19 protein-coding genes and 1 tRNA gene are annotated in these 25,301 nt (G+C 72.9%); 9 read left to right on the top strand and 11 right to left on the bottom strand.

Annotation, left to right across the window (positions count from 1 at the left end):
- Positions 1-23: 23 nt before the first annotated feature.
- The gene (locus AB0D48_RS13285) at positions 24-1,481 is read right to left on the bottom strand and encodes an aldehyde dehydrogenase family protein (RefSeq protein WP_362394721.1); all 1,458 of its coding nucleotides are present in this window, start codon (positions 1,479-1,481) and stop codon (positions 24-26) included.
- 89 nt (positions 1,482-1,570) lie between these two features.
- Positions 1,571-2,449: a helix-turn-helix transcriptional regulator gene (locus tag AB0D48_RS13280; protein WP_362394718.1), complete on the bottom strand. Its 879-nt coding sequence runs from the start codon at positions 2,447-2,449 to the stop codon at positions 1,571-1,573.
- A gap of 340 nt (positions 2,450-2,789) precedes the next feature.
- Between AB0D48_RS13280 and AB0D48_RS13275 the strand changes: the two genes are divergently transcribed.
- Positions 2,790-3,299: an ATP-binding protein gene (locus AB0D48_RS13275; protein ID WP_362394715.1), complete on the top strand. Its 510-nt coding sequence runs from the start codon at positions 2,790-2,792 to the stop codon at positions 3,297-3,299.
- 111 nt (positions 3,300-3,410) lie between these two features.
- On the opposite strand, the gene AB0D48_RS13270 is transcribed toward AB0D48_RS13275, so the two are convergent.
- From AB0D48_RS13270 to AB0D48_RS13255, 4 genes are all read right to left on the bottom strand, one after another.
- Positions 3,411-3,656, bottom strand: coding sequence for a DUF397 domain-containing protein (locus AB0D48_RS13270; RefSeq protein WP_362394712.1), 246 nt, complete (start codon positions 3,654-3,656; stop codon positions 3,411-3,413).
- Between the two features lie 120 nt (positions 3,657-3,776).
- Positions 3,777-5,822 carry an FUSC family protein gene (locus AB0D48_RS13265; RefSeq protein WP_362394709.1) on the bottom strand — a complete coding sequence of 682 codons (2,046 nt, stop codon included), beginning with the start codon at positions 5,820-5,822 and terminating at the stop codon, positions 3,777-3,779.
- Between the two features lie 785 nt (positions 5,823-6,607).
- On the bottom strand, positions 6,608-7,786 hold the full coding sequence (locus tag AB0D48_RS13260) for a DUF2786 domain-containing protein (protein ID WP_362394706.1): 1,179 nt from the start codon (positions 7,784-7,786) through the stop codon (positions 6,608-6,610).
- A 5-nt stretch (positions 7,787-7,791) separates the two neighbouring features.
- Complete coding sequence (locus AB0D48_RS13255; protein ID WP_362394703.1) at positions 7,792-8,205, bottom strand: helix-turn-helix domain-containing protein; 414 nt, start codon at positions 8,203-8,205, stop codon at positions 7,792-7,794.
- An 82-nt stretch (positions 8,206-8,287) separates the two neighbouring features.
- Here AB0D48_RS13255 and AB0D48_RS13250 point away from each other — a divergent pair, with 82 nt between their 5' ends.
- Both AB0D48_RS13250 and AB0D48_RS13245 read left to right on the top strand, forming a co-directional pair.
- On the top strand, positions 8,288-9,100 hold the full coding sequence (locus AB0D48_RS13250) for an NAD(P)H-binding protein (protein WP_362394700.1): 813 nt from the start codon (positions 8,288-8,290) through the stop codon (positions 9,098-9,100).
- A 272-nt stretch (positions 9,101-9,372) separates the two neighbouring features.
- Complete coding sequence (locus AB0D48_RS13245) at positions 9,373-11,070, top strand: bifunctional 3'-5' exonuclease/DNA polymerase (protein ID WP_362394697.1); 1,698 nt, start codon at positions 9,373-9,375, stop codon at positions 11,068-11,070.
- Position 11,071: 1 nt separating this feature from the next.
- Here the strand turns inward: AB0D48_RS13245 and AB0D48_RS13240 are convergent, their stop codons facing one another.
- The 4 genes from AB0D48_RS13240 to AB0D48_RS13225 all read right to left on the bottom strand — a co-directional run bounded on the left by AB0D48_RS13240 (position 11,072) and on the right by AB0D48_RS13225 (position 14,730).
- Positions 11,072-12,313 carry a hypothetical protein gene (locus tag AB0D48_RS13240; RefSeq protein ID WP_362394694.1) on the bottom strand — a complete coding sequence of 414 codons (1,242 nt, stop codon included), beginning with the start codon at positions 12,311-12,313 and terminating at the stop codon, positions 11,072-11,074.
- A gap of 58 nt (positions 12,314-12,371) precedes the next feature.
- Complete coding sequence (locus AB0D48_RS13235; RefSeq protein ID WP_362394691.1) at positions 12,372-12,884, bottom strand: SigE family RNA polymerase sigma factor; 513 nt, start codon at positions 12,882-12,884, stop codon at positions 12,372-12,374.
- Positions 12,885-12,961: 77 nt separating this feature from the next.
- Positions 12,962-13,444 (bottom strand): GNAT family N-acetyltransferase, encoded by a 483-nt coding sequence (locus AB0D48_RS13230; protein ID WP_362394688.1) that lies wholly within the window; start codon positions 13,442-13,444, stop codon positions 12,962-12,964.
- Between the two features lie 74 nt (positions 13,445-13,518).
- Entirely contained in the window at positions 13,519-14,730 is a 1,212-nt protein-coding gene (locus AB0D48_RS13225) for a serine hydrolase domain-containing protein (RefSeq protein WP_362394685.1), read from the bottom strand.
- 232 nt (positions 14,731-14,962) lie between these two features.
- Between AB0D48_RS13225 and AB0D48_RS13220 the strand changes: the two genes are divergently transcribed.
- The 5 genes from AB0D48_RS13220 (at position 14,963) to AB0D48_RS13200 (ending at position 23,596) form a co-directional block, all read left to right on the top strand.
- Entirely contained in the window at positions 14,963-15,343 is a 381-nt protein-coding gene (locus AB0D48_RS13220; RefSeq protein WP_362394683.1) for a hypothetical protein, read from the top strand.
- A gap of 115 nt (positions 15,344-15,458) precedes the next feature.
- Positions 15,459-16,814 (top strand): type VII secretion integral membrane protein EccD, encoded by a 1,356-nt coding sequence (eccD, locus tag AB0D48_RS13215; protein WP_362394680.1) that lies wholly within the window; start codon positions 15,459-15,461, stop codon positions 16,812-16,814.
- 60 nt (positions 16,815-16,874) lie between these two features.
- Positions 16,875-18,131: a MinD/ParA family protein gene (locus tag AB0D48_RS13210; protein ID WP_362394677.1), complete on the top strand. Its 1,257-nt coding sequence runs from the start codon at positions 16,875-16,877 to the stop codon at positions 18,129-18,131.
- 55 nt (positions 18,132-18,186) lie between these two features.
- Positions 18,187-22,161 carry a type VII secretion protein EccCa gene (gene eccCa / locus AB0D48_RS13205; protein ID WP_362394674.1) on the top strand — a complete coding sequence of 1,325 codons (3,975 nt, stop codon included), beginning with the start codon at positions 18,187-18,189 and terminating at the stop codon, positions 22,159-22,161.
- A 16-nt stretch (positions 22,162-22,177) separates the two neighbouring features.
- The gene (locus tag AB0D48_RS13200) at positions 22,178-23,596 is read left to right on the top strand and encodes a DUF6177 family protein (protein WP_362394671.1); all 1,419 of its coding nucleotides are present in this window, start codon (positions 22,178-22,180) and stop codon (positions 23,594-23,596) included.
- Between the two features lie 669 nt (positions 23,597-24,265).
- On the opposite strand, the gene AB0D48_RS13195 is transcribed toward AB0D48_RS13200, so the two are convergent.
- Positions 24,266-24,339: transfer RNA gene (locus AB0D48_RS13195), tRNA-Thr, on the bottom strand.
- A 416-nt stretch (positions 24,340-24,755) separates the two neighbouring features.
- On the opposite strand from AB0D48_RS13195, the gene AB0D48_RS13190 reads away from it, so the two are divergent.
- Positions 24,756-25,241, top strand: a complete 486-nt coding sequence (locus AB0D48_RS13190) for a hypothetical protein (protein WP_362394668.1) — start codon at positions 24,756-24,758, stop codon at positions 25,239-25,241.
- Positions 25,242-25,301 lie beyond the last annotated feature (60 nt).

Genomic DNA, 25,301 nt, shown 5'->3' with positions numbered 1-25,301 from the left:
CCCGAGTCTAGAACGATGAACGCCTAGAACGGGAAGCGCGTCCGGCCGTGCTGTACGGAGATCCACTTCTGCGTGGTGAAGGCCTCCACGGTGGCCTCGCCGTTGAGGCGGCCCAGGCCCGAGGCCTTCTCCCCGCCGAAGGCGGCCAGCGGCTCGTCCCCGATGGTGGAGTCGTTGACGTGGATCATCCCCGTCTCGATCCGCTGCGCGAAGCGGACGCCCCGCTCCACGTCCCGGGTGTGCACCGCGCCGCTCAGTCCGTACGGGGTCGCGTTGGTCAGCCGTACGGCCTCGTCCTCGCCGTCGAAGACGACCAGCAGGGCCACCGGGCCGAAGATCTCCTGGCCCAGCAGCGGGGAGTCCTCGGGGAGGCCGGTGAGGACGGTCGGCTCGACGAGGTTGCCGCGCGTAGACCCCCGGACGAGTGCCTGCGCGCCGGATTCCACGGCCTGGTCCACGAGTGCGGTCAGGGCGTCGGCCTGGAAGGAGTTGATCAGCGGGCCGATGTGGGTGTCGGCCTCGTGCGGGTCACCCGTCTTCAGCGCCCGCACGCGGGCGATGAACTTCTCGGTGAACTCCTCGGCCACGGAGGCGTCGACCAGGATCCGGTTGGCGGCCATGCAGACCTGGCCCTGGTAGACGAAGCGGCTGAAGACGGCCGCGTCCACCGCGTAGTCGAGGTCGGCGTCGTCGAGGACGACGAGCGCGCTGTTGCCGCTGAGCTCCAGGACCGTCCGCTTGAAGTGCTTGGCGGCGACCGCGCCGACGTGCCGGCCGACCCGGTCCGAGCCCGCGAAGGAGATGACCTTGGGGACGGGGTGGGTGAGGAGCGCGTCGCCTATCTCCGCTATGTCCGTGACCAGGACGTTCAGCAGACCGGCCGGCAGCCCGGCGTCCTCGAAGATTTTGGCGATGACGCCGCCGCCGACCACGGGTGCGTTCTGGTTGGGCTTGATCACCACCGCGTTGCCCAGCGCCAGCGCCGGGGCGACCGACTTCAGGGTGACCAGGAAGGGGAAGTTGAAGGGGCTGATCACGGTGATCACGCCGACCGGGAGGCGCTGGACCCGGTTCTCCTTGCCCTCGACCGGCGAGGTCAGGATGCGGCCCTCGGGGCGGACGGCGAGCTGGATCGCCTCGCGGATGAACTCCTTGGCGAGGTAGACCTCGTACTCGGCCTTGGGACGCGTCCCGCCGAGCTCGTCGATCATCGCCTCGATGATCTCCTTCTCGCGCTCCTCGGTGATCCGCAGGGCACGCTCCAGGACCGCGCGTCTGCTGTACGGGCTGGTGGCGGCCCACTCCCGCTGCGCGCGCTCGGCGCCGCGGTAGGCCTGGTCCACCTGCTCGACGGTGGCCACGGTGATGGCGGCGAGCTTCTCCCCGTTGTACGGGTTGACGTCGATGATGTCCCAGGAACCGGTTCCGGCCAGCCATTCGCCGTCGATGTACTGGTGAGCGAGGTCGCTGAATATGGACATGCCATCCCTTACTGCGAGCGCGCACCCGTGCGCTGCACCGGAGACCGATCGGTCGTCATGCACTGATCAGACGTCATACTACGTGCGCATCAAGACAGTTGGAGCAGGCCGCGGAGAAGATCCCGGGTCCGGTCGGCGTCCGGGCAGTCGGCCTGGAGCCGCTCCATCGCGCGGCCGTACTGCCCCACTTCCTCGTCCTTGTCCAGGTAGAGGGCACTGGTGAGCTGTTCCAGATAGACGATGTCCTGGAGGTCCGACTCGGGGAAGCGCAGCAGGGTGAAGGCTCCGCTTTCCCCCGCGTGGCCACCGAAGGAGAAGGGCATCACCTGGAGCTGGACGTTGGGCCGCTGGGAGACCTCGATGAGGTGCTCCAGCTGGCCGCGCATGACGTCGCGGTCGCCGTACGGGCGGCGCAGCGCGGCCTCGTCGAGGACGGCGTGGAAGACCGGCGCGTTCTCGGAGACGAGGACCTTCTGGCGCTCCAGGCGCAGCGCGACGCGGCGGTCGATCTCGGCGGCGGTGGCGCCGGGCATGCCGCGCCTGACGACGGCGTGGGCGTAGGCCTCGGTCTGCAACAGGCCGTGGACGAACTGGACTTCGTAGATCCGGATGAGCGAGGCGGCACCCTCGAGACCGATGTACGTCTGGAACCACCCGGGCAGCACGTCGCCGTAACTGTGCCACCAGCCCGTCGCGTTGGCCTCGCGGACCAGTCCCAGCAGGGACTCGCGCTCGGCCGTGTCCGTGACTCCGTAGAGCGTGAGGAGGTCCTCCACGTCTCTGGCCTTGAAGCTCACCCTTCCCAACTCCAAGCGGCTGATCTTCGATTCGGATGCGCGGATCGAGTAGCCGGCCGCCTCACGGGTGATGCCGCGGGATTCTCGGAGTCGCCTGAGCTGGGAGCCCAGGAGGATGCGGCGCACCACAGAACCGCTCGCTTCTGCGGTCACTAGTACTGCCCTCCCCATCGCAATGGCGTGCGCGTGGTGTGTGCGCGTCGAGGGGCCCCCGTACCCCAGGGCCGCAGTCTGCCACCAAAACGCATCGGTCCGTACTCGTTCTGTAACGGAATCCTGGCTCCCGGAAAAGAAGTCCGTAAGGATGCGTAGGAAGAAATGAGCAAGAACCATCACGGGAGGGGACAGGTCCGGCGCGTGCACGTGCATCTGCCCTTGCATCCGGCACCGGCATTCGGAACGATGGTCCCCGCGCACCTGCGTGCACTTCGCGCCGGCGCCGCGGACCCACCCCGCAGTTCTTTCTGGACGGAGATGACCGCTCCGCCCGCGAATCCCGGGAGTGCCTCGCATGGGGACGAATGGATCGACCATGCTCGAGCCGTTACGGCAGGGGCTTCCCCCGGTCGACCCCACGGCCGTCTCCGGGTCCGCCTCCTGCGCTCTGCCCGCCCGGTTGGAAGCGGTGCGGGGCGCCCGCTCTTTCTGTCGGTCGACACTGTCCCAGTGGGGTCTCGAAGAACGCTTCGACGACGTGTCGCTGGTCGTCTCCGAGCTCGTCACCAACGCGCTGCGCCATGCCCTGCCCGAGGATTCGCGGGTCGCGGGCGGTGAGGCGGAGCCGCCGGTACGGCTGCACCTGATGCGGTGGAGCACCCGGCTGGTGTGCGCGGTGCGCGATCCCAGTGAGGACCGGCCCGGGGGTTCCTTCTCCCCCGAGCGGACGGCGGAGAACTTCGACCTGGAGTCCGGGCGCGGGCTGTTCCTGGTGGACTCGTACAGCGACAGCTGGGGATGGCACCCGCTCGCGGGACGGCTGACCGGCAAGGTGGTCTGGGCGCTGTTCCTGCTCCAGGAGTGAACGGCCGCTCCACCGGGGATACACGCCGATTCACGACAACTGGCCGGGACTGATCGCAATGATCATTCCCGGCCAGTGCACGTGCACGGCTTGATCTGGTGCGCTGTTCCGTCAGCCGATCAGGTGGTCGAACTCGCCGTCCTTGACGCCCAGGAGCAGAGCCTCTATCTCGGCCGGCGTGTACACGAGCGCCGGGCCGTTCGGAAAGCGCGAGTTGCGCATGGCGACGTCGCCGCCGGGCAGTTTCGCGAACTCCACACAAGAACCCTGAGAGTTGCTGTGTCTGCTCTTCTGCCAGGTCAGCTCAAACAAGGAAGCGAGTTCTGCAGCTGCCATCCCGTTGTACGCGTGGTCCACAGGAAGCCCCCGATAGTGCAGATGTCAACTGCACCGGATCATAGCTGTGTTCATAAGCGCATGCATGGGCAGATGCACGTGCACGCGGGGTGCTTCCCTGATCACAGATATGGATCACCCTTACGGGCAAAGGGCGTTCGACACCTCGTCCAGTGAGTCCAGGAGCTGTTCGGCGGCCGCCCGCAGCACCCCCTCCTCGGGCAGGTCCCCGTCCGCCAGCACCGCCCTGACCTCGTCCCACCGCGGGATCCGGCGCTCGCGCACCGCCGTCGCGCCCGCCTCGGTGGCCGAGCGCAGCGCGCGCGCCAGCTCGGCCGCGCCCGGCACCGGCGGGTGCGCGCGGTCCGGGAAATGGGCCTCCAGGAGCATGACGCCCCGGCCCAGCGCGGCCAGGGCGTCGCCCGCGTCGTCGGCGGCCGCCCGCGACAGCCCCCGGTGACGCACCGGCTCCCCCGCGGCCCGGCCGAGCGCGTCCTGCCAGGCGACCCGGGCGTCACGGACGGCCAGCAGGGCCTCGCGGACGTCGGCGCGCCGGGCCCGGGCCGGATCGGCGTACTGGCCGAGCACGGCGGCCGCGTACCGCCCGGCGGCGGCGAGCCAGTCGGCGAGACGGGTCCGCAGCCGAGGGGTCTCCCAGGCCGGATAGAGGGCGTAGCCGAGCATCGCGAGCAGGCCGCCGAGCAGGGTGAGGGCGACCCGGTCGGGCACGGTCTGGTCCCAGCGGACCCCGCCCATGCCGAGCAGGAAGACGACGTAGGCCGAGACGAAGACCTGCGCGACGGCGTACCCGGTGCGCATCAGGACGTACATCAGGCCCGCGCTGACCACGGCGAGGAAGCCCGACAGGTACATCCCCGGCTGCGCCAGCTGCACGATGCCGGTGGCGACGGCGACCCCGACGAGGGTGCCGCCGAAGCGGGCGACGGCGCGGGAGTAGGTCTGGCTGAAGTCCGGCCGCATGATCATTACGGAGGCCATCGGGGCCCAGTAGGCGTGCCCGAACGGCAGCACGTGGCCGATGAGGGAGCCCGCGCAGACCACGGCCGTGACGCGCAGGGCGTGCCGCAGGACCGCAGAACCGGGGCGCAGTTCGGCGCGTACGGCGTTCCACGCCAGCGGGACCAGCCCCGGCAGGGTGGGCCGCAGCATCGACTCCCCGGGATCGGCGGTGCGCCCGGATCGCGGCTCGACCGTCTCCAGTACGTCGTCCAGCAGGGCGGCGAGCCGGCGCGCGGCCCGGAGCGGCGCGCCGGTGAGGACATCCGCCGTGTCGGGGGACTTCAGGACGGCCAGGTCCGGCGCGGGGAGGCGTACGGGATCCCCGTGCCGGATCGCGTGCGCGGCGGCGTCCAGGACCTCCCCGGCGGCGGCGAGCAGTTCGCGCACCCGGTCCCGGGCCGGACCCTCGGCGGGCGCCCCCACGGCCGGATCGGCGAGCGAGGCGAGCACCGGCCGGACCCTCTCCGCGAGCCCGCGCGCCCCGTGCAGCTCGGCGGGGCGGCGCCGGGCCTGGCGCACGGTCACGGTGGCGGCGTCCCGGGCGGTCATCAGCGGCTGCGGGTCGAAGGGCGCGACGGGGTCCTGCCGCAGCCGGCGGGCGTAGTCGGCCTCGGCGGCGAGCGCGTCGGCGAGGGCGTCGCGCTGGGCGCCCCAGCGGCGGACGGGGAAGAGCACGATGAGCAGCGCCTGCACCACCCCGCCGGCGGCGATCAGGGCGGCGTGCCCGGCGGCCTGCGGCACGGAGGTCGGCAGGGTGACGGTCACCAGCATGATCGCGACGTTCCCGGAGGCGATGATCCCGGCCGTGGGCCCGGCCGCCCACACCATCCCGGCCGCGAAGGCCCAGGCGGCGAGCAGGGCCAGGAAGAGGCCGGCGTGGGAGGAACCGACGAGGTAGCCGACGAAGGTGGAGACGGCCAGGGTCAGGCCTGAGGCGAGGGCGAGGACGGGGCGCGGACGCCAGCTCTTCTGGAGGGTCGCGAGGGCGGCCATGAAGGCCCCGAAGGCGGAGCTGGCCGCCGAGCCGGGCCCGAACAGGGCGAGCCCGGCCCCGATGACGAGGGCGAGCCCCGCGGCGGCCCGCAGCGCGATGAGGGGCTCCAGCGGGGCCCGCTCGACCGTCATGCCCGCCCGGGCGGTGTCCTTCAGCGCCCGGAGCCAGCTCATGGGGCGAGGGTATCCGTTTTGTCCGGTACGGCCATCTGGCCTCGCCGCCGGGGCTCGGCCCGGGCCCCCGCGCCTCAAACGCCGGCGGGCTGGGGTGCGGATGCCGGGTGCGGCGCCGCCGGCCGGGGGCTCCGCACCCGGAACCCCCGGCCCCCGCGCCTCAAACGCCGGGGGGGTGCCTCGGGCCCGGGCGTGCCGGGGTTGGGTCCGGGCTGACCGGGGCTGCCTGGCGTGGGTTGGGGCCGGGCGGGCCGGAGTCGCGCCCGGCAGGGGCTGAGTCAGGGCGGACTCAACCGGGACCTTGCCCAGCAGGGGCTGGCTCGGGCCCGGCGCGGGCTGGGCCGGGCTGACCGGGCTGTGCCTGGCGTGGCGGGCTGGCCGAGGTCGCGCCCGGCAGGGGCTGGGCCGGGGTTGGGTCCGGGCGGGCCGGGGTCGCGCCCGGCGTGCGTGGGGGCGGGCGGGCCGGGGCGCGCCCGGCAGGGATTGGCCCGGCCCGGCGTGGGCCGGGCCGGGCCTGTGCCTGGCGCGCGGGCCGGGCCTGTGCCTGGCGCGGGCTGGGCCGGGGTTGGGTCCGGGCTGACCGGGCTGTGCTTGGCGTGGGTTGGGGCGGGCGGGCCGGGGTGGTACCCGGCGTGGGTTGGCGGTCGCGTGCAGGGCGATCCTGGCCCCGCCGGGCACGTCCAGCCTCGCCTGGGGGCACCTTCAGCGGTAGCCGGGGGGTGTGAGTGCGGGGTCCAGGGCGAGTTCCGGTCGGCGCGGCAGCGGTTACCAAGGCGGAGCTCCGGTCAGCGCGGCAGCGGTTTGGAGCGGCCCGACACATGCGCGGCATCCGCGGCCGCCGTACCGTCCTCCCAGCCCGCGAGATCGGTCGCCCCGCGCAGCCGCGTCGTCGTGGTCTGCGGGAACATCTCCTCCGCCCGCGAGCTGACGGCGACATCGCGGGCCACCAGTGCCGGCAGGGGGTCCGCGGCCTCGCTCACCGTTTGCTCGGCGGTCTCGGCCAGCCGCCGCCCGAGCCTGCTGGCGTACGCGAGCAGGAAGGACTGCCGGAATGTCTTGGTCCGCTTGCGGCCCCCGGCCCGCTGCGCGGCCTCCGCCCGCGTCATCGCCGCCGTGCCCTGCACGAGCAGCGAGGTGTACAGCAGCTCCACCGCCTCCAGGTCGCTCTCGAAGCCGACCACCGTGGAGAACTCGAAGCCGCTGTTCCACACCGCCCGGCACCGGTTGGCGGTGGCCACCGCGTCGAGCAGCACCGCCTTGGCCTCCTCGTACGGCGGCTCCACCCCGATCCGGCAGGCCCCCGGGACCTGCGCCGGAGCCCCGCCGCGCGCCACCAGCAGCGCCTCGTCCACGGTGTGCCGGGCCATCAGCTCCTGGGCCTTGGCACTGAGCGCCTCCGCCTCCTCCGGGAAGGTGGTGGCCTCGGCCTTCGCCAGCAGTGCCCGGATGCGGCCGAGCATCCGCGGCTCGATGTGGGCGTGTTCTGCGAGGGCGTCGGCCGGGTCACCGGGCAGCGGCCCCACGGGCTCGATCGAGGGCAGCCGGACCAGCAGCCGGAACACCTCCAGCCAGGCGGTGGCCAGCGTGAACCGGTCCGCCTTCTCACGGCGGGCGAGCTGGTCGGCGTACTCCTCGTCGCTCGTCCACCACACCTGCGCCCCGGTCCACCGCTCCGGAAGCCGGGCGTACCGGCGCGCCTCGGCGGCGATCAGGTCCCCGGTGATCCGCAGGTGCCGTTCGTCGAGGTCCCGGCGGACCAGCCGGAGCACGTCGGCCGGCTGCCAGCCCCGCTCCCAGCCCTGCCGTACGTACGCCTCTCCGCGCGCCAGCAGCTCCCGCCCGACCGCGCCCCACCGCGCGGGCTCGGCGGCGAGCAGCGACGCCCCGGTGTCCAGCCCGGTGTCGTCCTGGGCGTAGAGGGCGGCGGCGAAGGCTCGGTCGACGGTCTCGGCAAGGTCTCTCACACCCTTCAGCTTGGCATGTCCGCCTTCGCGTCCCATTCCCGGCGGGCGGCCTCGATCCGCGGGCGGTGGGCGAGCGACCAGTCGGCGAGGCCCTTGACCAGGAGGGTCAGGCTGTGGCCGAGTTCGGTCAGCTCGTACTCGACCTGCGGGGGCACGGTGGGATACACGGTCCGGCTGACCAGGCCGTCGCGCTCCAGGCGGCGGACGGTGAGGGTGAGCATCCGCTGCGAGACGCCGTCGACCGCGCGCTGGAGCTCCTTGAACCGGTGGACCCCGGCGGCGAGCTGGACGACGACGAGGACGGACCACTTGTCGCCGAGCCGGTCGAGGACGTCGCGGATGCCGCAGTCGTCGTCGCAGCTGACCACGGGGTCGCCCGGGACGGCGGGGGTGGTTATCGCGGTGTGCCCTGGTGACATGGAAGTGCCTCCTTACGCTCCGTGCGCCGGTCCGCACACGATGTCCGTGTACCCAACCACGAACGCGGACAGAGGACTTCCCATGCTCTTGATCACCGGCGCCTCGGGCGGACTCGGCTCCCAGGTGGCGCGACGCCTGGCGGACCGGCCGGACGTACGGCTCGGCACGCGTGCGCCGGACGGGCCCGGGCAGGTGCGGGTGGACTTCGACGACCCGGAGTCGCTCGACGCCGCCTTCGCCGGGGTGGCCACCCTGCTGCTCATCTCCGCCGGGTACGGGGAGGACGACCGGGTCATCGCACGGCACGGCGCGGCGGTCGCGGCGGCCGAGCGGGCCGGGGTGCGCCACCTCGTCTACACCAGCCTCACCGGGACCGGGGACCACCTGCCGTACGCGCTCCCGCACCGCTGGACCGAGCGCCGCCTGCGCGAGTCCTCGCTGAACTGGACCGTCCTGCGCAACGGCCTGTACGCGGAGCTGCTGGCGGCCCTGGCCGCGCCCGGCCCGGACGGGCTGATCACCGCGCCGATGGGGGACGGGCGGCTCGCGGCGGTCGCCCGGGAGGACCTGGCGGAGGTCGCCGTACGGGTCGCCCTTGCGCCGGAGGCGCACGCCGGGCAGGTGTACGAGCTGGTCGGCGACCGCGCGCTGGGCGGGGCGGAACTGGCGGGGGCGGCCGGCGCCCGCTACGCGCCGGGCTCCCTGTCGGATGCCCGGGCCGCGCTGGCGGCCACTGCGGCGCAGCCGTTCGAGGTCCCGATGCTGGTGGCGACGTACTCGGCCATCGCCGCGGGCTTCCTGGCCACCCCTGACGCCGGGGTCCTCCCGAAGCTCTTGGGCCGCGCCCCCCGGTCCGCCCTGGCGGTGTACACGGAGTCGGCGTCCCGCCAGTAGCCCACTGCGGCGCCACTCCTGGGGTCCCGCAGGGAATCGAGCCCGCCCGGCGTTCGACAGCCCACCCGCGCCGAACGCGCCGGGTCAGGGGCGAGCCGTACCCAGCCCTGCCTGGGGGCGGAGCCGTACCCAGCCCCGCCGGGGGACACCTCCCAGCAGTAGCCGGGGAGCGCGGGGTACGGGGCGGAGCGCCGGCCCTTCGCTGCGCCGGCGATTGAGCCGCGCCGCCGATTGTGCCGCGCCCACCCGGCCCCCGGCGGCGCCGCCGCCGGATGTCAGACCGCGGTGGGACACTCGCATCCGTGAGCGAACACGCCGGGCGGTGGGCCCTCGTCGAGGACGGCGACGGGTGGTGGCACGCCGCGCCCGTGGACCCGGCCGCCGGGGCGCGGGTCAGCGTGCGCGAGCCCACCGCGGCGGTGCGGGCCGCGCCGGCCGGGACGCGGTGGGTCTGGCGGTCCACCACCGCCGTCTACCCCCGGCTGCTCGCCGCCGGAGTGCGGGTCGAACGGTGCTACGACGTCGAGGACGCCGAGCTGCTGCTGCTCGGTCACGAGGGCCGGTTCGGGGAGCCCCGCTCGGCGGCCGCCGCCTGGGCCCGGCTCAACGACGCCCCCGTACCGCCCGATCCCCCGCAGCGCGCTGCCGAGCCCGGCACGCAGGATTCCCTCTTCGACCCGCAGCCCGCTCCCCTCCCCCTCGACGCCCTGCTCGCGGTCCACGCCGACCAGGCGAAACGGCTCGACGCCACCGCCCACCCCGACCGGATGCGGCTGCTCACGGCCGCCGAGTCCGCCGCCTTCCTCGTGGCCGCCGAGATGAACCGCGCGGGCCTGCCCTGGCGGGCCGACGTACACCGCGCCCTCCTCACCGAGCTGCTCGGCGAGCGGTACGCCGGCGGCGGCGAGCCCCGCCGTCTCGCCGAGCTGGCCGACCGGATCTCCGACGCCTTCGGCCGGCGCGTGCGCCCCGAGCTCCCCGCAGACGTCATCAAGGCCTTCGCCGAGGCCGGGATCAAGCTCAAGTCGACCCGCCGCTGGGAGATCCAGGAGCTGGACCACCCGGCCGTGGCGCCGCTGATCGAGTACAAGAAGCTGTACCGGATCTACACCGCCCACGGCTGGAGCTGGCTCGCGGACTGGGTCCACGAGGGCCGTTTCCGCCCCGAGTTCATCCCCGGCGGCACCCTCACCGGCCGCTGGGTCACCAATGGCGGCGGGGCCCTGCAGATCCCCAAGGTGATCCGCCGGGCCGTCGTCGCCGATCCGGGCTGGCGGCTGGTCGTCGCCGACGCCGACCAGATGGAGCCGCGCGTGCTCGCCGCGATCTCCCGCGACCCCGCCTTCATGGAGGTGGCCGGGCGGCCCGAGGACCTCTATACCGCCGTCTCCCGCCAGGGCTTCTCCGGCGACCGGGACAAGGCCAAGCTCGCCGTCCTGGGCGCCGTCTACGGGCAGACCTCCGGGGACGGCCTCAAGAACCTGGCCGCGCTGCGCCGCCGCTTCCCCCGGGCCGTGGCGTACGTGGACGACGCGGCCAAGGCCGGGGAGGAAGGGCGGCTCGTACGGACCTGGCTGGGCCGCACCTGCCCGCCGCCCGCCGAGACCCCGGACGAGGGCGAGGCCGGGATCCCGCAGGACCGGGAGGACGCCTGGACTCCGAGCTACGCCTCCACCAACACCCGCGCCCGCGGCCGGTTCACCCGTAACTTCGTCGTACAGGGCAGCGCCGCCGACTGGACCCTGCTGCTGCTGGCGGCCCTGCGGCAGACCCTCGCCGGGATGCGGGCCGAGCTGGTGTTCTTCCAGCACGACGAGGTGATCGTGCACTGCCCGGCCGAGGAGGCCGGGGCCGTCGCCGAGGCGATCCGCGCCGCCGGTGACCGGGCCGGCCGGATCGCCTTCGGCGACACGCCGGTGCGGTTCCCGTTCACCACGGCGGTCGTGGAGTGCTACGCCGACGCGAAATGAGCTACGGGGTGGTCCACTTCGGGCTCAGCGCGATCTCCTTCAGCTGGTCCATGGTCAGCAGTGGGGCCTTGCGGGTGGCGGGCTTGTTCTGGCTGCCGCTGTTGAAGGCGGAGACCACCACCCGCACACCGTCCGGCCGCAGGGTGTCCACGCTCCACCAGACCACCCCGGCGCCGCCCTTCTCCCCCGGCTTCTGCTCCGCCTTCACCTTGGTGCCGTCCGGCAGCGTGGTCACTCCGTCGCCCGCCATGTAGCCGGCCAGCAAGTCCCGCATGTTCGGCTGCACGTTGACCTGGACCATCGATTTGCCCTTGCCGTCGTCGAGCACGGCGTACGCGTAGTCGCCCTCGCCGCCCTCGGAAACGACCGTGACCCCGTCCTTCGGCAGGAGCGACTGCAGGACCGGCCCGGCCTGCGGGCCGGCGCCCGACACCGGACTCTCGGCGCGCTCGACCGGCGCCGCCGGCAGGTCGTTCAGCGCCGGGTGCCACTGGTCCGCAGTGACCAGCGCCTTCAACTGGGCAGTGGTCAGGGGTGGGTTGGGCCGGGAGATCGCGGCGCCCTTCTCGGCGGGGGCGTTCCATTCGGACGCGTCGACCTGGAAGCCCTGCGGGGTCACGAGCACGGCCCGCCAGACCTTGGTGTCCACCCGGCGGTCCGGGTACTCGTAGCCCTTGTAGAGCAGAAGCCGGGAACCGTCTCCCAGCTGCTCGGCCAGGCAGTCGTCATATCCCTGGACTTCCTTGTCCCCGCACCGGGTCATCTCGCGCGCGTTGCTGCCGCCCGGGTCCACCCGGGAGAGGCCGACGCTGATGGCCGCCTTGCCGTTCCCGTCGTCGAACACCCCGGATGCCATCGGGGGCTCGTCGGTGCCGCGCGCCACGGTATCGGTCAGCTGCCCGGCGGGCAGCAGTCCCCGGAACACCGCGAGCAGCCCTTCCGCCGTGACGGCGCCGGTGCCGCCTCCCGTCATCTTCCCGGGCTGCGGGGGCTTGGTGGTCTCCAGGGGACGCGGCGCCGCCACGTTGACCGGGCCGGAACCGCCCAGCAGGCCACCGGAGTAGGCGCCGACCGACCCGACCAGGGCCAGGGCCAGCACCGAGCCGCCGACCACCGCGGCCCGGCGGCGGGCCACCAGCCGCCGGCCGCGCCGCTCACCGGCGTCCACGAGGGCGAGCCGGTCGGCCGTGAAACCGTCCCCCGCGCGCCGGAGCGCTTCACCGAGCTCATCTTCAAAGGGCATGCGGAACCAAGCCTTCCATTTCAAGGTGGGTGAGGAAAGGGGGCACGGACCGGCGTTCTCAGAGCTCCGCCAACGCGGCCAGATCGCCGCCCAGTTGCTCCCGCAGCCGGCCCAGCGCCCGCGAGGTCCGGGTGCGCACGGCCGCCGAGCTGACGTTCATCGCGTCGGCGGTCTCCTCGACGCTGCGGTCCTCCCAGTAGCGCAGCACCAGGACCGCCCGGTCCTTCGGCGCCAGCCGCCCCAGCGCCTCCAGCAGCGTCAGCCGCAGTGCCGGATCACCGGCGCCGGCCGCCGCGCCCGGATCGGGGAGCTCCCCGACCGGGCGCTCCCCCGCCGACCGGCGGCGCTGGTGCGTCAGGAAGGCCCGTACCAGCACCGTCTGCGCGTACGCCGCCGGATTGTCGATGCGCGAGATCCGCCCCCAGAGCAGGTACATCCGCCCCAGGGTCTCCTGCACCAGATCCTCCGCGAGGTGGGTGTCCCCGCTCGCCAGCAGGCACGCCGACCGGTACAAATGCCCCGACCGGCCTGCCGCGAACTCACGGAACCCGTCTCTGCGACCCTGCCGCATGCACTCCCCCTCGCGCCCGTCTCACCCCATTGACGCGACGGCGGTGCGGAAATGTTTCACCCCTTCTTGAACGGCGGTCATCCCAGGCCGTGGAAGTAGACGTGGAACTCCTCGCGGACGAAGCCCTCCGCCTCGTACAGCCCCTGCGCGATCGTGTTGTCGTACGCGGTCTCCAGCTGTACGCCGGCCACCCCGGCCTCGCGGGCCAGGCGCAGCACCTCGCGCAGCAGCGCGCGGCCCGCGCCGGTGCGGCGGCCGGAGGGGGCCACGTAGAGGTCGTTGAGCACCCAGGCGGGCCGCATGGTGAGGGACGAGAACGTGCGGTAGACCTGCGCCAAGCCCACCGCCCCGGCCCCCGGAGCCTCGGCGAGCAGGACGAGCGACTCGCTCTTGGCGATGCGTTCCGCCAGGAAGGCGCGCGGGCGGTCCGGGTCCTCCACCTCCACCTCGTAGAAGTCCAGATAGCCGCGGAACAGCGCGGCGGCCGCCTCGACGTCTTCCTCCCCGGCCGCGCGGACCGTGACCGCCCCGTCGTGTGTCGTCCGAGCCTGGCCGTTCATGTGCGTCTCCCTGGTCACTCCAGCGCCGTCGGGAACCATTGTGCGCGGCGGTGCGGGACATGGCCCGGGTGGCCTCAGTGACCGACGGGCTGGGCGGGCAGGCTGAACACGTGGTCGGGGGTGACGATCTTCGTGATCGCCTCGCCGAACAGCGTGCTGGGCTCGGATCCCTGGAAGTCGGTGTCCGTGTTGAGCATCACCACCAGCGTGGCCCGCGACTGCGGCAGGTAGACGGTCAGCGTCTCGTAGCCCGGCAGCGATCCGTTGTGGCCGATCCAGCCCTGGACGTTGAAGATGCCCAAGCCGTACCCCGCGCCCGGCAGCGCCGGGACCACTTTCAGCCGCTGGGCCTGGGTGGCGGGGGTCAGCAGGGTCCCGGTCGCCAGGGTCTTCGCCCAGCTCCGCATGTCGGCGAGGTCGGAGATCATCGCTCCGGCCGCCCAGCCCCAGGAGGGGTTCCAGTTCGTGGCGTCCTCGGTCTTCCCGGAGGCCGTCTGGTCCGTGTAGCCGTGGGCGTGCGGACTGGGGAACTCCGCGCCGGCGGGGAACAGCGTGTGCTTCAGTCCGGCTTCGGCGACGACCTCGCGGTTGATGTAGTCGGCGAGCTCGTCACCGCTCGCCTTCTCCACGACCAGCCCGAGCAGGATCAGGTTGGTGTTGCAGTACAGGAACTTGGTGCCCGGCTCGAACAGCACCGGGTGCTCGAAGGCGTACGCCAGCAGCTCCTGCGGGGTGAAGGTCCGCTCGGGGTCGCTCGTCAGGGCCTTGTAGAAGTCCTCGTCCGCAGAGTAGTTGAACAGTCCGCTGCGCATCTCCGCCAGTTGTCGCAGGGTGATCCGGTCGCCGTTGGGGACCCCGTCCACGTACTTCCCGATGGGGTCGTCGAGTCCCACCTTGCCCTCGTCCACCAGCTGGAGCAGGGCGGTCACGGTGAAGGTCTTGGTCACGCTGCCGATGCGCATGTTCATGTCCGTCGCCATCGGCGCGCCGGTCGCCTTGTCCGCGACGCCGAAGGTCCGTACGTAATCGCCCTTCCCGGGCGCCGACAGGGCCACCATCACCCCGGGCACCCCGGCCTCGGCCATGACCTTCTTGACGGCCTCGTCCAGCTGGGCCGCCACGGCGGGGGTGAGCAGCGGGAACCCGTCGGAGGCCGGAGCGGAGACCGAAGGCGACGGATCGGGGGGCGGTGCGTCCGAGGCGTGTACCGCCCCGGAGCCCAGTGGTACGGCGATCAGAGCCGCCGTGGCCACGCCGACCGCTGTCCTGCGCAACCGTGCCGTCATGACCGGCCTCCTGCCCGCGTGACGCCGTGCCCCGAGCCCCGAGCCCCACGTCCTTCCAACGTAGACCCGGTTCTCCGCCCGGGCGACCGCACTGCCCGGGTGTGCTCGGTGCGGGTCCATGCTCTATGTTGCAGAGGCAAAACACGGGGGACTTCGCATGCCGCACGCGTCAGCCGCGCCCCTGAGCGGCTGTCGGCGCTCGACGAGGCGAGACTGAGGCGACGGACGACGGATGGCACGGGACTACGACAGCCAGCTTCTGGAGTCGGTGGCGGTACGCCGCCGCAGGATGAGGGACGCGCTGCTGTTCGGCGCGCAGCGGGCGCGGCGCACGGCCGACGAGCGGCTCGGGAAGCTGTTCGCGGGCATCGCCATCGCGGCTGTCCTGTGTGCGGGTTGCGTCGGATGGTCCTTCGTCCAGCACACGCTCGCGAAGCAGAAGGCCGAGCAGCAACAGAAGCAGCAACAGCAGCAAGGTCCGGTGCAGCAGTTCGGGCAGCCGTCGCCGCCCGCGAAGTCGCCGAAGCCGTCGGCCCCGCTCAAGTCGTCGAATTCGCCGCAGCCTTCGCACACGCCCAAGTCGCCCAAGACACCCAAGCCGTCGGCATCGTAGAAGTCGTAGACGGAAGCAGAAGACGTGCAGATCCGGGAGAGTTGACGGTCCGGAAGCAGAGCCACGTCCCCTTGGCCCCGAAAGGTCGCAGTCCCGCGATGATAGGTTCCCGTAAGTGGTGAGCACAGCAACGACTTCCCGGGCGCAATTGAGCCGGGTGACCCTGGTCGGCGAGCGGCGCCGGGCCGACATCGTCCTTCCCTCCGACACTCCGATCGGGCAGCTGCTCCCCGACATCTTGCATCTGCTCGACGACCGGGCCGCATCACGCCCGTTGACCCGTCAGCTGATCACGTCGGACGGTTCCGCGTTGCCGCACGACAGCACGCTCGCGTCGGCCGGGATAGCCGACGGCGCCGTCCTCCGGCTCGTCAGAACACACTCCGCGCCGCCCGCCCCCGTGGTCCACGACGTCACCGACCTGGTGGCCGACGACCTCGATCTGCAGGCCTGGCGCTGGCGTCCCGCCGCCCGGCGGGGCAGCGCGGGCGTGGCGACCGTGGCCTTCATGGTGACCGCCGCGCTGCTCGCCCGCCGCGAGTTCGCACTCGACGCCCTGGCCGGCGCGCTCACGGCCGTCACGCTCGTCCTGATGGCGGCCGGCGCGGTCGTCGCCCGGATCGGGCAGGCCAACCGAGGCCTGGCGACCGCCCTCCTGCTCGCCTCCGGCGGGCTGGGCGTCCTCACCGCGTGGACCGCCGCGGACGCCCACCACTGGTCGGGGATCGTGCGGCTCGCCGCCGTCGCCGGCTCGGTCGTCCTGACGCTGGTACTGCTCGGCTACTTCTCGCCGCTCGGCCGCGGCGGGCTCATCGGCGCCGTGGCCACCGCCCTGATCACGGCCCTGTGGGAGGCCGTCGCCGCCGTCCAGGACGATCCGGCCCGGCTCGGCGGGGTCGTCGCCCTCGTCTCGGTGGTGCTGCTCGGTCTGCTGCCGCGACTCGCCCTGATGGCCTCGGGGCTCACCGCGCTCGACGACCGCCGCTCGGGCGGCGTCTCCGTCAGCCGCCACGAGGTGGGCAACGCGCTCGCCGCCACGCACCGCGGGCTCGCCCTCGCAACGATCGTCACCGCGGTTTCGGCTGCGGCCGCGGGCTGGCTGCTGACCCTCGCCGAGAAGCCCACCGTATGGACGGTGGCACTGCCGGCGCTCGTCGCCGTGGTGCTGCTGTCGAGGGCGCGGGCCTTCCCGCTGGTCGCCGAGGTCGTGGCGCTGTCCGCCGCCGCGGCCCTGCTCGCCGTACGACTCGTGGTGCTGTGGACCGAGCACGACGGGGGCACCGCGGCGCTCACCGTACTGGGTGTGGCGGCGCTGCTGCCGTTGCTCGTGCTCGCGGTGCAGCCGCCGGAGCACGTGCAGGTCCGGCTGCGGCGTACCGCCGACCTCGTCGAATCGGTCGGCATGGTGGGGCTGTTCCCGCTCGCCGTCGGGGTGTTCGGCGTGTACGGGCAGCTGCTCAACAAGTTCTGAGTCAACGCGCAGGCGCTCCGGGCGGGGCAGCAGGTCGGAAGAAGAGGGGCAGGGGCAGACATGCCGAACGGAGACAACTGGCAGGGCGACGTCCTGCGCGACCTGAGGGCCGGCGCCTCGGCGCAGGGCGCCCCGCCACCGGGGCAGGGCCCGGCCGCCCCGCAGCCGGCGCCGGGCTCCGGCGCCCCGTCCCACGCCCCGGGGCAGGCTCCGTCCCCGGCTCCGGGACAGGCCCCCGGCGGGGTCGCGCCCGAAGGCCCGGCCCACGGCGCCCCGCAGCCCGTCCCTGGCTACGGGTACCCGCCCGAGCAGCCCGCTCCCGGCTACGGGTACCCGCAGGCGGCCCCCCAGGGCCACGTCCCCCGGCAGCAGCCGGCCGCCGCCCCGGCGGCCCGTACCCCCGACTCCCGGCCCGCCGTCGACCAGAACCTCGCCGGGGCCGTCCGCAAGCCCCGGCGAGGTGAGCCGTTCGCCGCCCGCGCCGTACGCGCAGTACGGCGAACCGTTTCCTCATCCGCCGCCCGCGAGGTCGCCGAGGCCACCCGCGCGGCCGAGATGCTCCAGCAGCCCGTGACCACCGGCCGCCAGATCGCCGTCACCTCCATCCGCGGCGGCGCCGGCAAGTCCACGGTCGCGGCGCTGCTCGGCACCACGTACGCCCACTACCGCCAGGACCCCGTCCTCTTCGTCGAGGCCGACCCCGCCCTCGGCTCACTGCCGATCCGGCTCGGCGCCGAGACCCTGCGCTGGACGACCGGCGACGTCGCGGACATCGTCGAACCCCAGATGTCGCTGCTCGACATCACCGGCTACCTCGTCCAGCTCCGCGACAACGCCTGGTTGCTGCCCGGCAGTCAGGGCCAGATCGGCGCGATGCTCGATCTCCGGTCCTACGAACGGGCCATGGTCGCGCTCCGCCGCTACTTCGGCGTGACCGTCGTCGACTGCGAGACGCTGCCCGCCGAGGTCGCGCGTGTCGCGCTCTCCGCGTCCCAGGCCCGCGTCCTGACCGCCCCCGCGACCCTGGACGGCGTCACCAGTACGTACGCGGTCCTCCAGTGGATGCAGGGCCTGCCCCCGCACGTGATCGCCGGCACGGTGGTCGTGCTCACCGAGCAGACGCCGCACCCGGGAATCGACCTCGCCGACGCGGTACGCACGCTCCAGGCCACCGGGGCGGGCGTGCAGGTCCTGCCGTACGACCGCCACCTGGCGGCCGGCGGCCCCATCCGCACCGAACTGCTCGCCCACTCGACCAGGAAGACCGCCACCCGGCTCGCCGCGGAAGTCTTCCAGCTCTCCCAGAAGCGCCACTGACCGAGGTGCCGAGCCCGACCGTGACGCGACCGATCGTGATTGGCGAACGACGACGATGAGCACCCGACTGATCCACCGCCCGGCCAGGACCGTCAAACCCCCCGCCGCTCCCGCCGCACGCACCATCGAGGCCCCGCCCAACCTCCCCGAGGGGAAGGCGGGCAACATCGCGATGTCGCTGCTGCCCGTGGCCGGAGTCATGTCGTCCGTCGTGATGATGACGGTCGTCCGCAACAGCCAGTTCGCCGCGCTCGGCGCGCTGATCCTCGTCGTCACCGTCATCGGCTCCCTCGCGCTCGTCTTCTCGCAGCGCGGCAAGGCCCAGCGCACCCGCCGGACCCAGCGCGAGGCCTACCTCGCCTACCTGGAGGACCTGCGCGAGGAGCTCGCCGCCGAGGAACGCCAACGCGGCGAGCACGCCGACGTGCTCAACCCGCCACCGCACGCCCTGTACGACATCGTCCGCGACCCCGCCCGGCTGTGGGAGCGGCGCCGCGTCGACGGCGACTTCCTGCGCGTGCGCGTCGGCACCGGCGTGATGCCCGTACGCGACCTGCAGATCGGCCAGCAGGGCTCCTCCGTCCTCACCCCGCCCGACCTCTTCATGCTCAACGAGGCCTCGGCGCTCACCTCCCGCTTCCGCAACGGCACCGAACTCCCGCTCACCGTCCCCCTCGACCGCGTCGGGAACATCAGCCTCATCGGCCCCCGCGAGGACTGCCTGCGCGTCGCACGCGCCCTGCTGGTGCAGGCCGCCGCCCTGCACGCCCCCGACGACGTGGCGATCGCGCTGGCCGTGCCCGGCGACCGGCTCCCCGACTGGGAGTGGGCCAAGTGGATGCCGCACCTGCTCGACACCGAACAGCTCGACGGCCCCGTCGCCGCCCGCCGGATCGCGCCCTCCGCCGCCCAGCTCGCCCGGCAGATCGGCCCGGAACTGCGCCGGCGCGCCTCCTACGCCGCCGAGGTGCGCCGCGGACTGTCCGGCAAGGACGCCCTCTCCATGACGTCCCGGCTGCTCGTCGTGACCGACGGACACGGTGAGGACGCCGTCGAACTGCCGCGCCCAGACGATGCGGTCGGCCTGCGCGAGATGGGCGTCACCGTCCTCCATCTGCTCGAACAGCGGATCCAGGAGCCGGGACACGTCGGCGTGAGGATCACCGTCGACGGCGATCAGGTACTCATCGAGGACCTGCGCGAGGAGCAGTCCATCAGCGCCCACGGCATCGTGGACGAGGTCGGCATCCCCTTCGCCGAGGGCCTGGCCCGGATGCTCGCCCCGCTGCGCCTGTCCGCCGAGTCCCTCATCGACGCCCCGCTGTCCGGGCCCGTGGACTTCGCCGACCTGCTCGGCATCGACGACGTGGCCCGCCTCGATCTGGCGAGCCTGTGGACGCCGCGCGGCGAACGCGCCTTCCTCCGCGTGCCCATCGGCATCAGCGACGCCCGCGAGCCCGTGCTGCTGGACCTGAAGGAATCCTCCGAGCTGGGCATGGGCCCGCACGGCCTGTGCGTCGGCGCCACCGGTTCCGGGAAGTCCGAGCTGCTGCGCACCCTCGTCCTCGCCCTGGTGGCCACGCACCCGCCGGAGGACCTCGCCCTGGTCCTCGTCGACTACAAGGGCGGCGCGACCTTCGCGCCGTTCGCGGACCTGCCGCACGTCGCCGGAGTCATCACCAACCTGGAGAACCAAGCCGGTCTCGTCGAGCGCGTCCACGCCTCGCTCGCCGGCGAGGTCAAGCGCCGCCAGCAGGTCCTCAAGGACGCCGGCAACATCGCCGACATCGGTGACTACGCCGCGCTGCGCGCCGACCGCCGGCCCGACCTGGACCCGCTCCCGCACCTCTTCGTCGTCATCGACGAGTTCGGCGAACTCCTCACCGCCAAGCCCGACTTCATCGACCTGTTCCTGTCCATCGGCCGGATCGGCCGCTCCATCGGCGTGCACCTGCTGCTGTCCAGCCAGCGCATCGAGAGCGGCAAGCTCAAGGGCCTCGACACCTACCTCTCGTACCGCCTGGGCCTGCGCACCTTCTCCGCCGACGAGTCCCGCACGGTCCTCGACACCACGGACGCCTTCCACCTCCCGCCGCTGCCCGGCTTCGGCTACCTCAAGGTCGACACCAGCCACTACGAGCGGTTCAAGGCGAGCTACGTCTCCGGCGCCTACCGCGGCCCCGTACAGCGCGAGGAAGACGAGGACAGCGGACCCCTCGCCCTCGAGTACGAGGCCTTCAACACCCTGTCCAAGCCCGACAGCACGGGTGCGCAGGAGCCCACGGCCCGGCGCCGCGAAACCGGCCCGACCGAGATGGGCGTCATCGTCGAGCAGCTGGAGAACGCCGCCGGTCAGGTGCGCCGCATCTGGCTGCCCCCGCTGCCCGACGCGCTCAGCCTGGACTCGGTCGCCGGCCCCCTCGACGTGGGCGCGCGGGGAATGCAGCTCGCCAAGCGGCGCGGGCGGCTCGTGGTGCCGCTCGGCCTGCTCGACGACCCGACGAAGCAGTGGCAGGGCGAGTGGTACCTCGACCTCACCGTGGCGGGCGGCCACGCCGCCGTCATCGGCGGCCCGCAGTCCGGCAAGACCACGCTGCTGCGCACCCTCGTCCTCTCGCTCGCGCTGACCCACACCCCCCAGGAGGTCGGCGTCTACGGCCTCGACCTCGTCGGCGGCGGCCTCCAGGCCCTGTCGGGGCTGCCCCACGTGGGAGGGATCGCGGGCCGCGCCGACCGCGAGCGCGCGGCCCGTACCGTCGAAGAGGTACGCAACATGCTCGCGACCCGCGAGGACCTCTTCCGGGACCACGGCATCGACTCCGTCGAGCAGCTGCGCACCCTGCACGCGGCCGGCCGGCTGCCGCAGCTGGCCTCCGCCGAGATCGTCCTCGTCATCGACGGCTTCGGCGCGCTGCGCGACGACTTCGAGGAACTCGACGACGCGGTCGTCGACATCCTCAAGCGCGGCGGCGGCTACGGCATCCACGTCGTCGCGGGCATGCTCCGCTGGAACGACGTCCGCATAGCCACCCAGTCGAACTTCGGCACCCGCGTCGAGCTGCGCCTCAACGACCCCAGCGAGTCCAGCATCGACCGCAAGCTCGCCGAGACCCTGTCGCCCGACGAGCCCGGCCGCGTCCTCACCGACGGCAAGCTCTTCGCACACGTGGCGCTGCCCCGTACCGACGGGCTGCAGGACACCTCCGAGCTGGGCGCGGTCCTGGAGCGCACGGCCCGTACGGTCCGGGCCACCTGGAGCGGGGACGCCGCGCAGCCGGTACGGGTGCTGCCGCACCTGCTGGAGCCGCACCTGATGCCGGGACCGGTCGCAGAGCCCGAGCGGGTGCCGATCGGCCTCGACCAGAGCGCGCTGGCGCCCGTACTCCTCGACCTGTTCCAGCACGACCAGCACCTGCTGGTCATGGGCGACAGCGAGTGCGGCAAGACCAACCTGCTGAAGACGATCGCCGGCGGTCTCATCGAGCGGTACGGCGAGGACGAGCTGGTCTTCGCCATCATGGACCCGCGGCGGAGCCTGCGCGGTGTGGTCCCGGAGGAGTTCAACGGCGGCTACGCGTACAACACCAAGATGTGCGCCGGGCTGGCCGCGGGCATCGCCACCGAGCTGGAGCGGCGGCTGCCCGACGACAGCGCCCCGCTGGAGGACCTGGAGCCCGGCAGCTGGGGCGGCGGGCCGCGGATCGTGGTCCTCGTCGACGACTACGACGTGCTCACCACCGCGGGACAGTCGCCGCTCGCCCCGTTCGTTCCGTACATCCCGTCGGCGGTGGACATCGGACTGCACTTCGTCCTGACGCGGCGCGTCGCGGGCGCCTCGCGCGGGATGTACGAGCCGCTGGTGCAGGGCCTGCGCGAATCGGGGGCCTCGGCGGTCCTCATGGCCGGCGACCGCAGCGAGGGTCAGCTGTTCCCGGGCGTGTACGCCTCCCAACAGCCCGCCGGCCGCGGTGTGCTGATCCGCAGGGGCCAGTCGAACCGCCTGATCCAGACCGTGTACACCCCCGAGTGAAGGACCTCCCGCTCCCATGACCAAGGACGTCATAGCCCTCACGCCGCGGATGCCCGACCCCTGGAGCGTGGTCGCGGGTCTGCTCTCCGGCGGCCCCGACAAGCTGGTGGACACGGGGGGCGAGGGCGCGGTCGTACAGCTCTGCGACGAGCAGGGCCGACCGCTCGTCTCCGTCGAGGCGCCCCTGCTGGTCCAGGTCGAGGGAGAGGCCGAGCGGCTGCTCGGGGCCACCCCGCCCCGGGTCCCCTTCTGGTGGACCGAGGCCCGCGCCACCACCGGTGTCCCCGAGGCCGAGCGCCTCGCGGGCACCTTCGCGGCCCGGCTCGCTTCCCTGTCCGGGGGAACCGCCTGGCCGCCGGAGGGCGCGCGGTCGCTGGCGGTGGTCGAGACCGACGGGATCAGCGTGGCGCCGACGCCCGCGGCGGCGCAGCCCGCCGTCGACGTGCTGACCGGCAACGTCGCCGTCGTCATCATGGACCGCCCCGTCGTCGCCATGACGGCCTGGCTCTCCGACGCCTTCCGGGCCGCCGCGGCCTCCGAACGGGGCCTGCAGGTCGTCACGCCACCCGGGACGACGCTGTCCCCGGCGGTGCTGGCGAACATGCCGGACTGGCCGTCACGGTGGGTCGTGCAGGACGCGCGGGAGGGCTACTACGACGGCCTCTCGGGCGCGGTGCTGCGCTGGCAGGAGGGCATGTTCGCCACGGTGGTGCCGCCGGACGCCACCGAGGACGACCCGCGGACCCCGGTCGCCGCCTCGTACAAGGAGGTGGCGAACACGGCCGAGCGGCAGCTGGCCCTCACCTTCCGCACCATCCACCCCGCGGACGACCAGCTGGTCCTCGGCGGGGCCCTGGAGACGGTGTGGCGCGAGCTGACCGGTGCGCCCCCCGCGGGGTGGGGGACGGCCGAACCGGCCAACCTGCCCTGGTCACCGGGCCGGCTGACCGACGTGGCGTTCGCGCGGGCCCCCGAGCCGACGTGGTTCGTGGTGGTGGGCAGCCCCGAGCGGCCGGGCCTCGCCACGGTGCGGATCAGCCGTACGAAGGCGGGCGTCGAGGAGGACGTGACGCTGGCGTTCGGCTACGGCGCCGACGAGGAACCGCCGCTGGACGCCCTGCACCGGACCGCGGAGGCGCTCGCCACCCGCCACCACCTCCAGTCGATGCTCGTACAGCTCCGCAAAGCCCGCCGCGATCTGCTGGTGCCGCCGCGCTTCGAGGGGCCGGGGGTGCCGCTGGCCTTCGTGCTGGGCGCGGAGGAGGTCCGGCGCATGCCGGACGACCGGGCCCGGCGCACGCCGCTGGCCGAACAGCCGTTGCGGCTGGGGCCGAAGGCCCGCCCGGCCTATTACTACCCGCTGCCGGGGGACCCGTCGGACCTCTCGGGGTGGAGCGTCTTCGAGCGGCTGATGAGGCACCTGAAGGGCTCCTGAAGCAAGCTGGACCGGGGTCGGTCACGGCCCCGGCAAGCAACGTCCGCCATCCATCCCTGACGCCCTGTCACCCTGCGGGCAGGGGCTGCCCCTCGGGGACGGAGCCGGGCCGCCCGGTGGGAGGCATTCGGTCGGTCGAGGGCCTCGACCGCAACGAGGCCTTCGAGACCAGGCGTTGGTGATCCGGTTGTAGGACACCGCTGCCTCCGTGGTGGCGCCGTTCGCAATGCCGCCCACGGCGTAGACACAGGTGCCCGACTGCCCGCGCGGGCACGGGGCGGGCGCCGCCGCCAGATAGGCGTGGGCAGTCGGCAGTGAAGGAAGCGTCGTCCAGATCAGCCCGTTGATCGCCGCTGCCGGCAGCGCTGCCAGCAGCATCCCGATGAGAACGAGGCCCGCTGCACATCCGAATCGGCCCGCCGTCTTCCCGTGCGCAGCACGCTGTTGCTCCTCCGACGGTGACCGGCAAGTGGGCCGATGGTGACCCGACGTGCGCCGTCGGCGGGTGGGGCGGGCCGCCGCAGCGAAGATCCACCGAATGGCCCCGGCGGGGCTCTGAGACCGGAACGGAGACCGAGAGCACCGAGCGGCCGCGCCCGGCGCCGCCGCAAGATCCGGAAAATAGCAAAACCCCCAGGTCACGGCGAGTGAGTCCTGGGGGTTCTACAGAGCCGCCTTCGGGATTCGAACCCGAGACCTACGCATTACGAGTGCGTTGCTCTGGCCAACTGAGCTAAGGCGGCACCGCTGGTCAGACAAGTATTCCCCCGAAGAGGTGTGCTCATCAGCAGCGGCGCCTAGTCTACAGGGTGTCGGCGGGTGCCCCGAACCGGTTGTGCGGGGTGGGAGATCCTCGCCGCCGGGTCGGGCTGCTCGCCCGGATCGCCCGGCGCCGGCTCTGCGACTGCACGACCCGCCGCTCGGGCGCGGTATGCCTTCGACAGCACCCCTGACCCCCACCGCGTACGTCTCCCTCGGCATCGCGGTCGTCGGCGACGACACGGCAGGTCGCCACCCCGCAAGTACCAAGGCCCCCGACATCCGTCAAGTCCCGAGATATCGCGGCATGACCCGATTCGACCTCTCGGGCTTACTTGAGTCATGGGTTCAGGCAGAACCCGCGAACCTCTTCTCACCCCCACAGGAAAGAGATCTGTCCATGCCTCGCACCTCCCGCACCCTGCGTCTCGCGCTGCTCACCGCCTCGACCTCGCTGGCAGTAGGAGGGGTCCTGCTGCCCACTGGAGCATTCGCCGCCCCGGCCACCCCGCACACGGCCACCGCCCTCCCGGCCGACCGGGGCAGCGACCACCACAAGGACCGCAAGGGCAAGGAGAGGCACGAGGAGGACCGGAACAAGGACGAGGACAGCTCCCGCGAGGAGGGCTCCGGCGAGGTCGAGGACCGTACCGAGCCGCAGGACTCCGACACCGGTGTGGTTCCGGAGAGCTACTGCAACGACCCGAAGGCGCTCCCGGGGCTGTGCGTCGACGGCAAGCCGCTGCCGAAGGGCGACAACAGCGTCAAGGTTCCGCAGGGATCGGTCCTCTGCCTCGGAATCGACACTCCCGAGCAGTGCGCCGAGAGGCAGAAGCCCCTCGTGCAGAGCCCCACGGGCAGCTCCACGGCCAAGCTCGCGGTCTGACCCGGGCGGCAGCCCAGGAGGAGACGAGGCACACGCGAAGGGCGCGGCTCCCGACGGAGC

The sequence above is a fragment of the Streptomyces sp. NPDC048269 genome (genome assembly GCF_040652395.1).
GTDB lineage: Bacteria > Actinomycetota > Actinomycetes > Streptomycetales > Streptomycetaceae > Streptomyces.
Note: the sequence above shows the minus strand (reverse complement) of the source record. Positions and strands in the feature narration are given on the sequence as shown.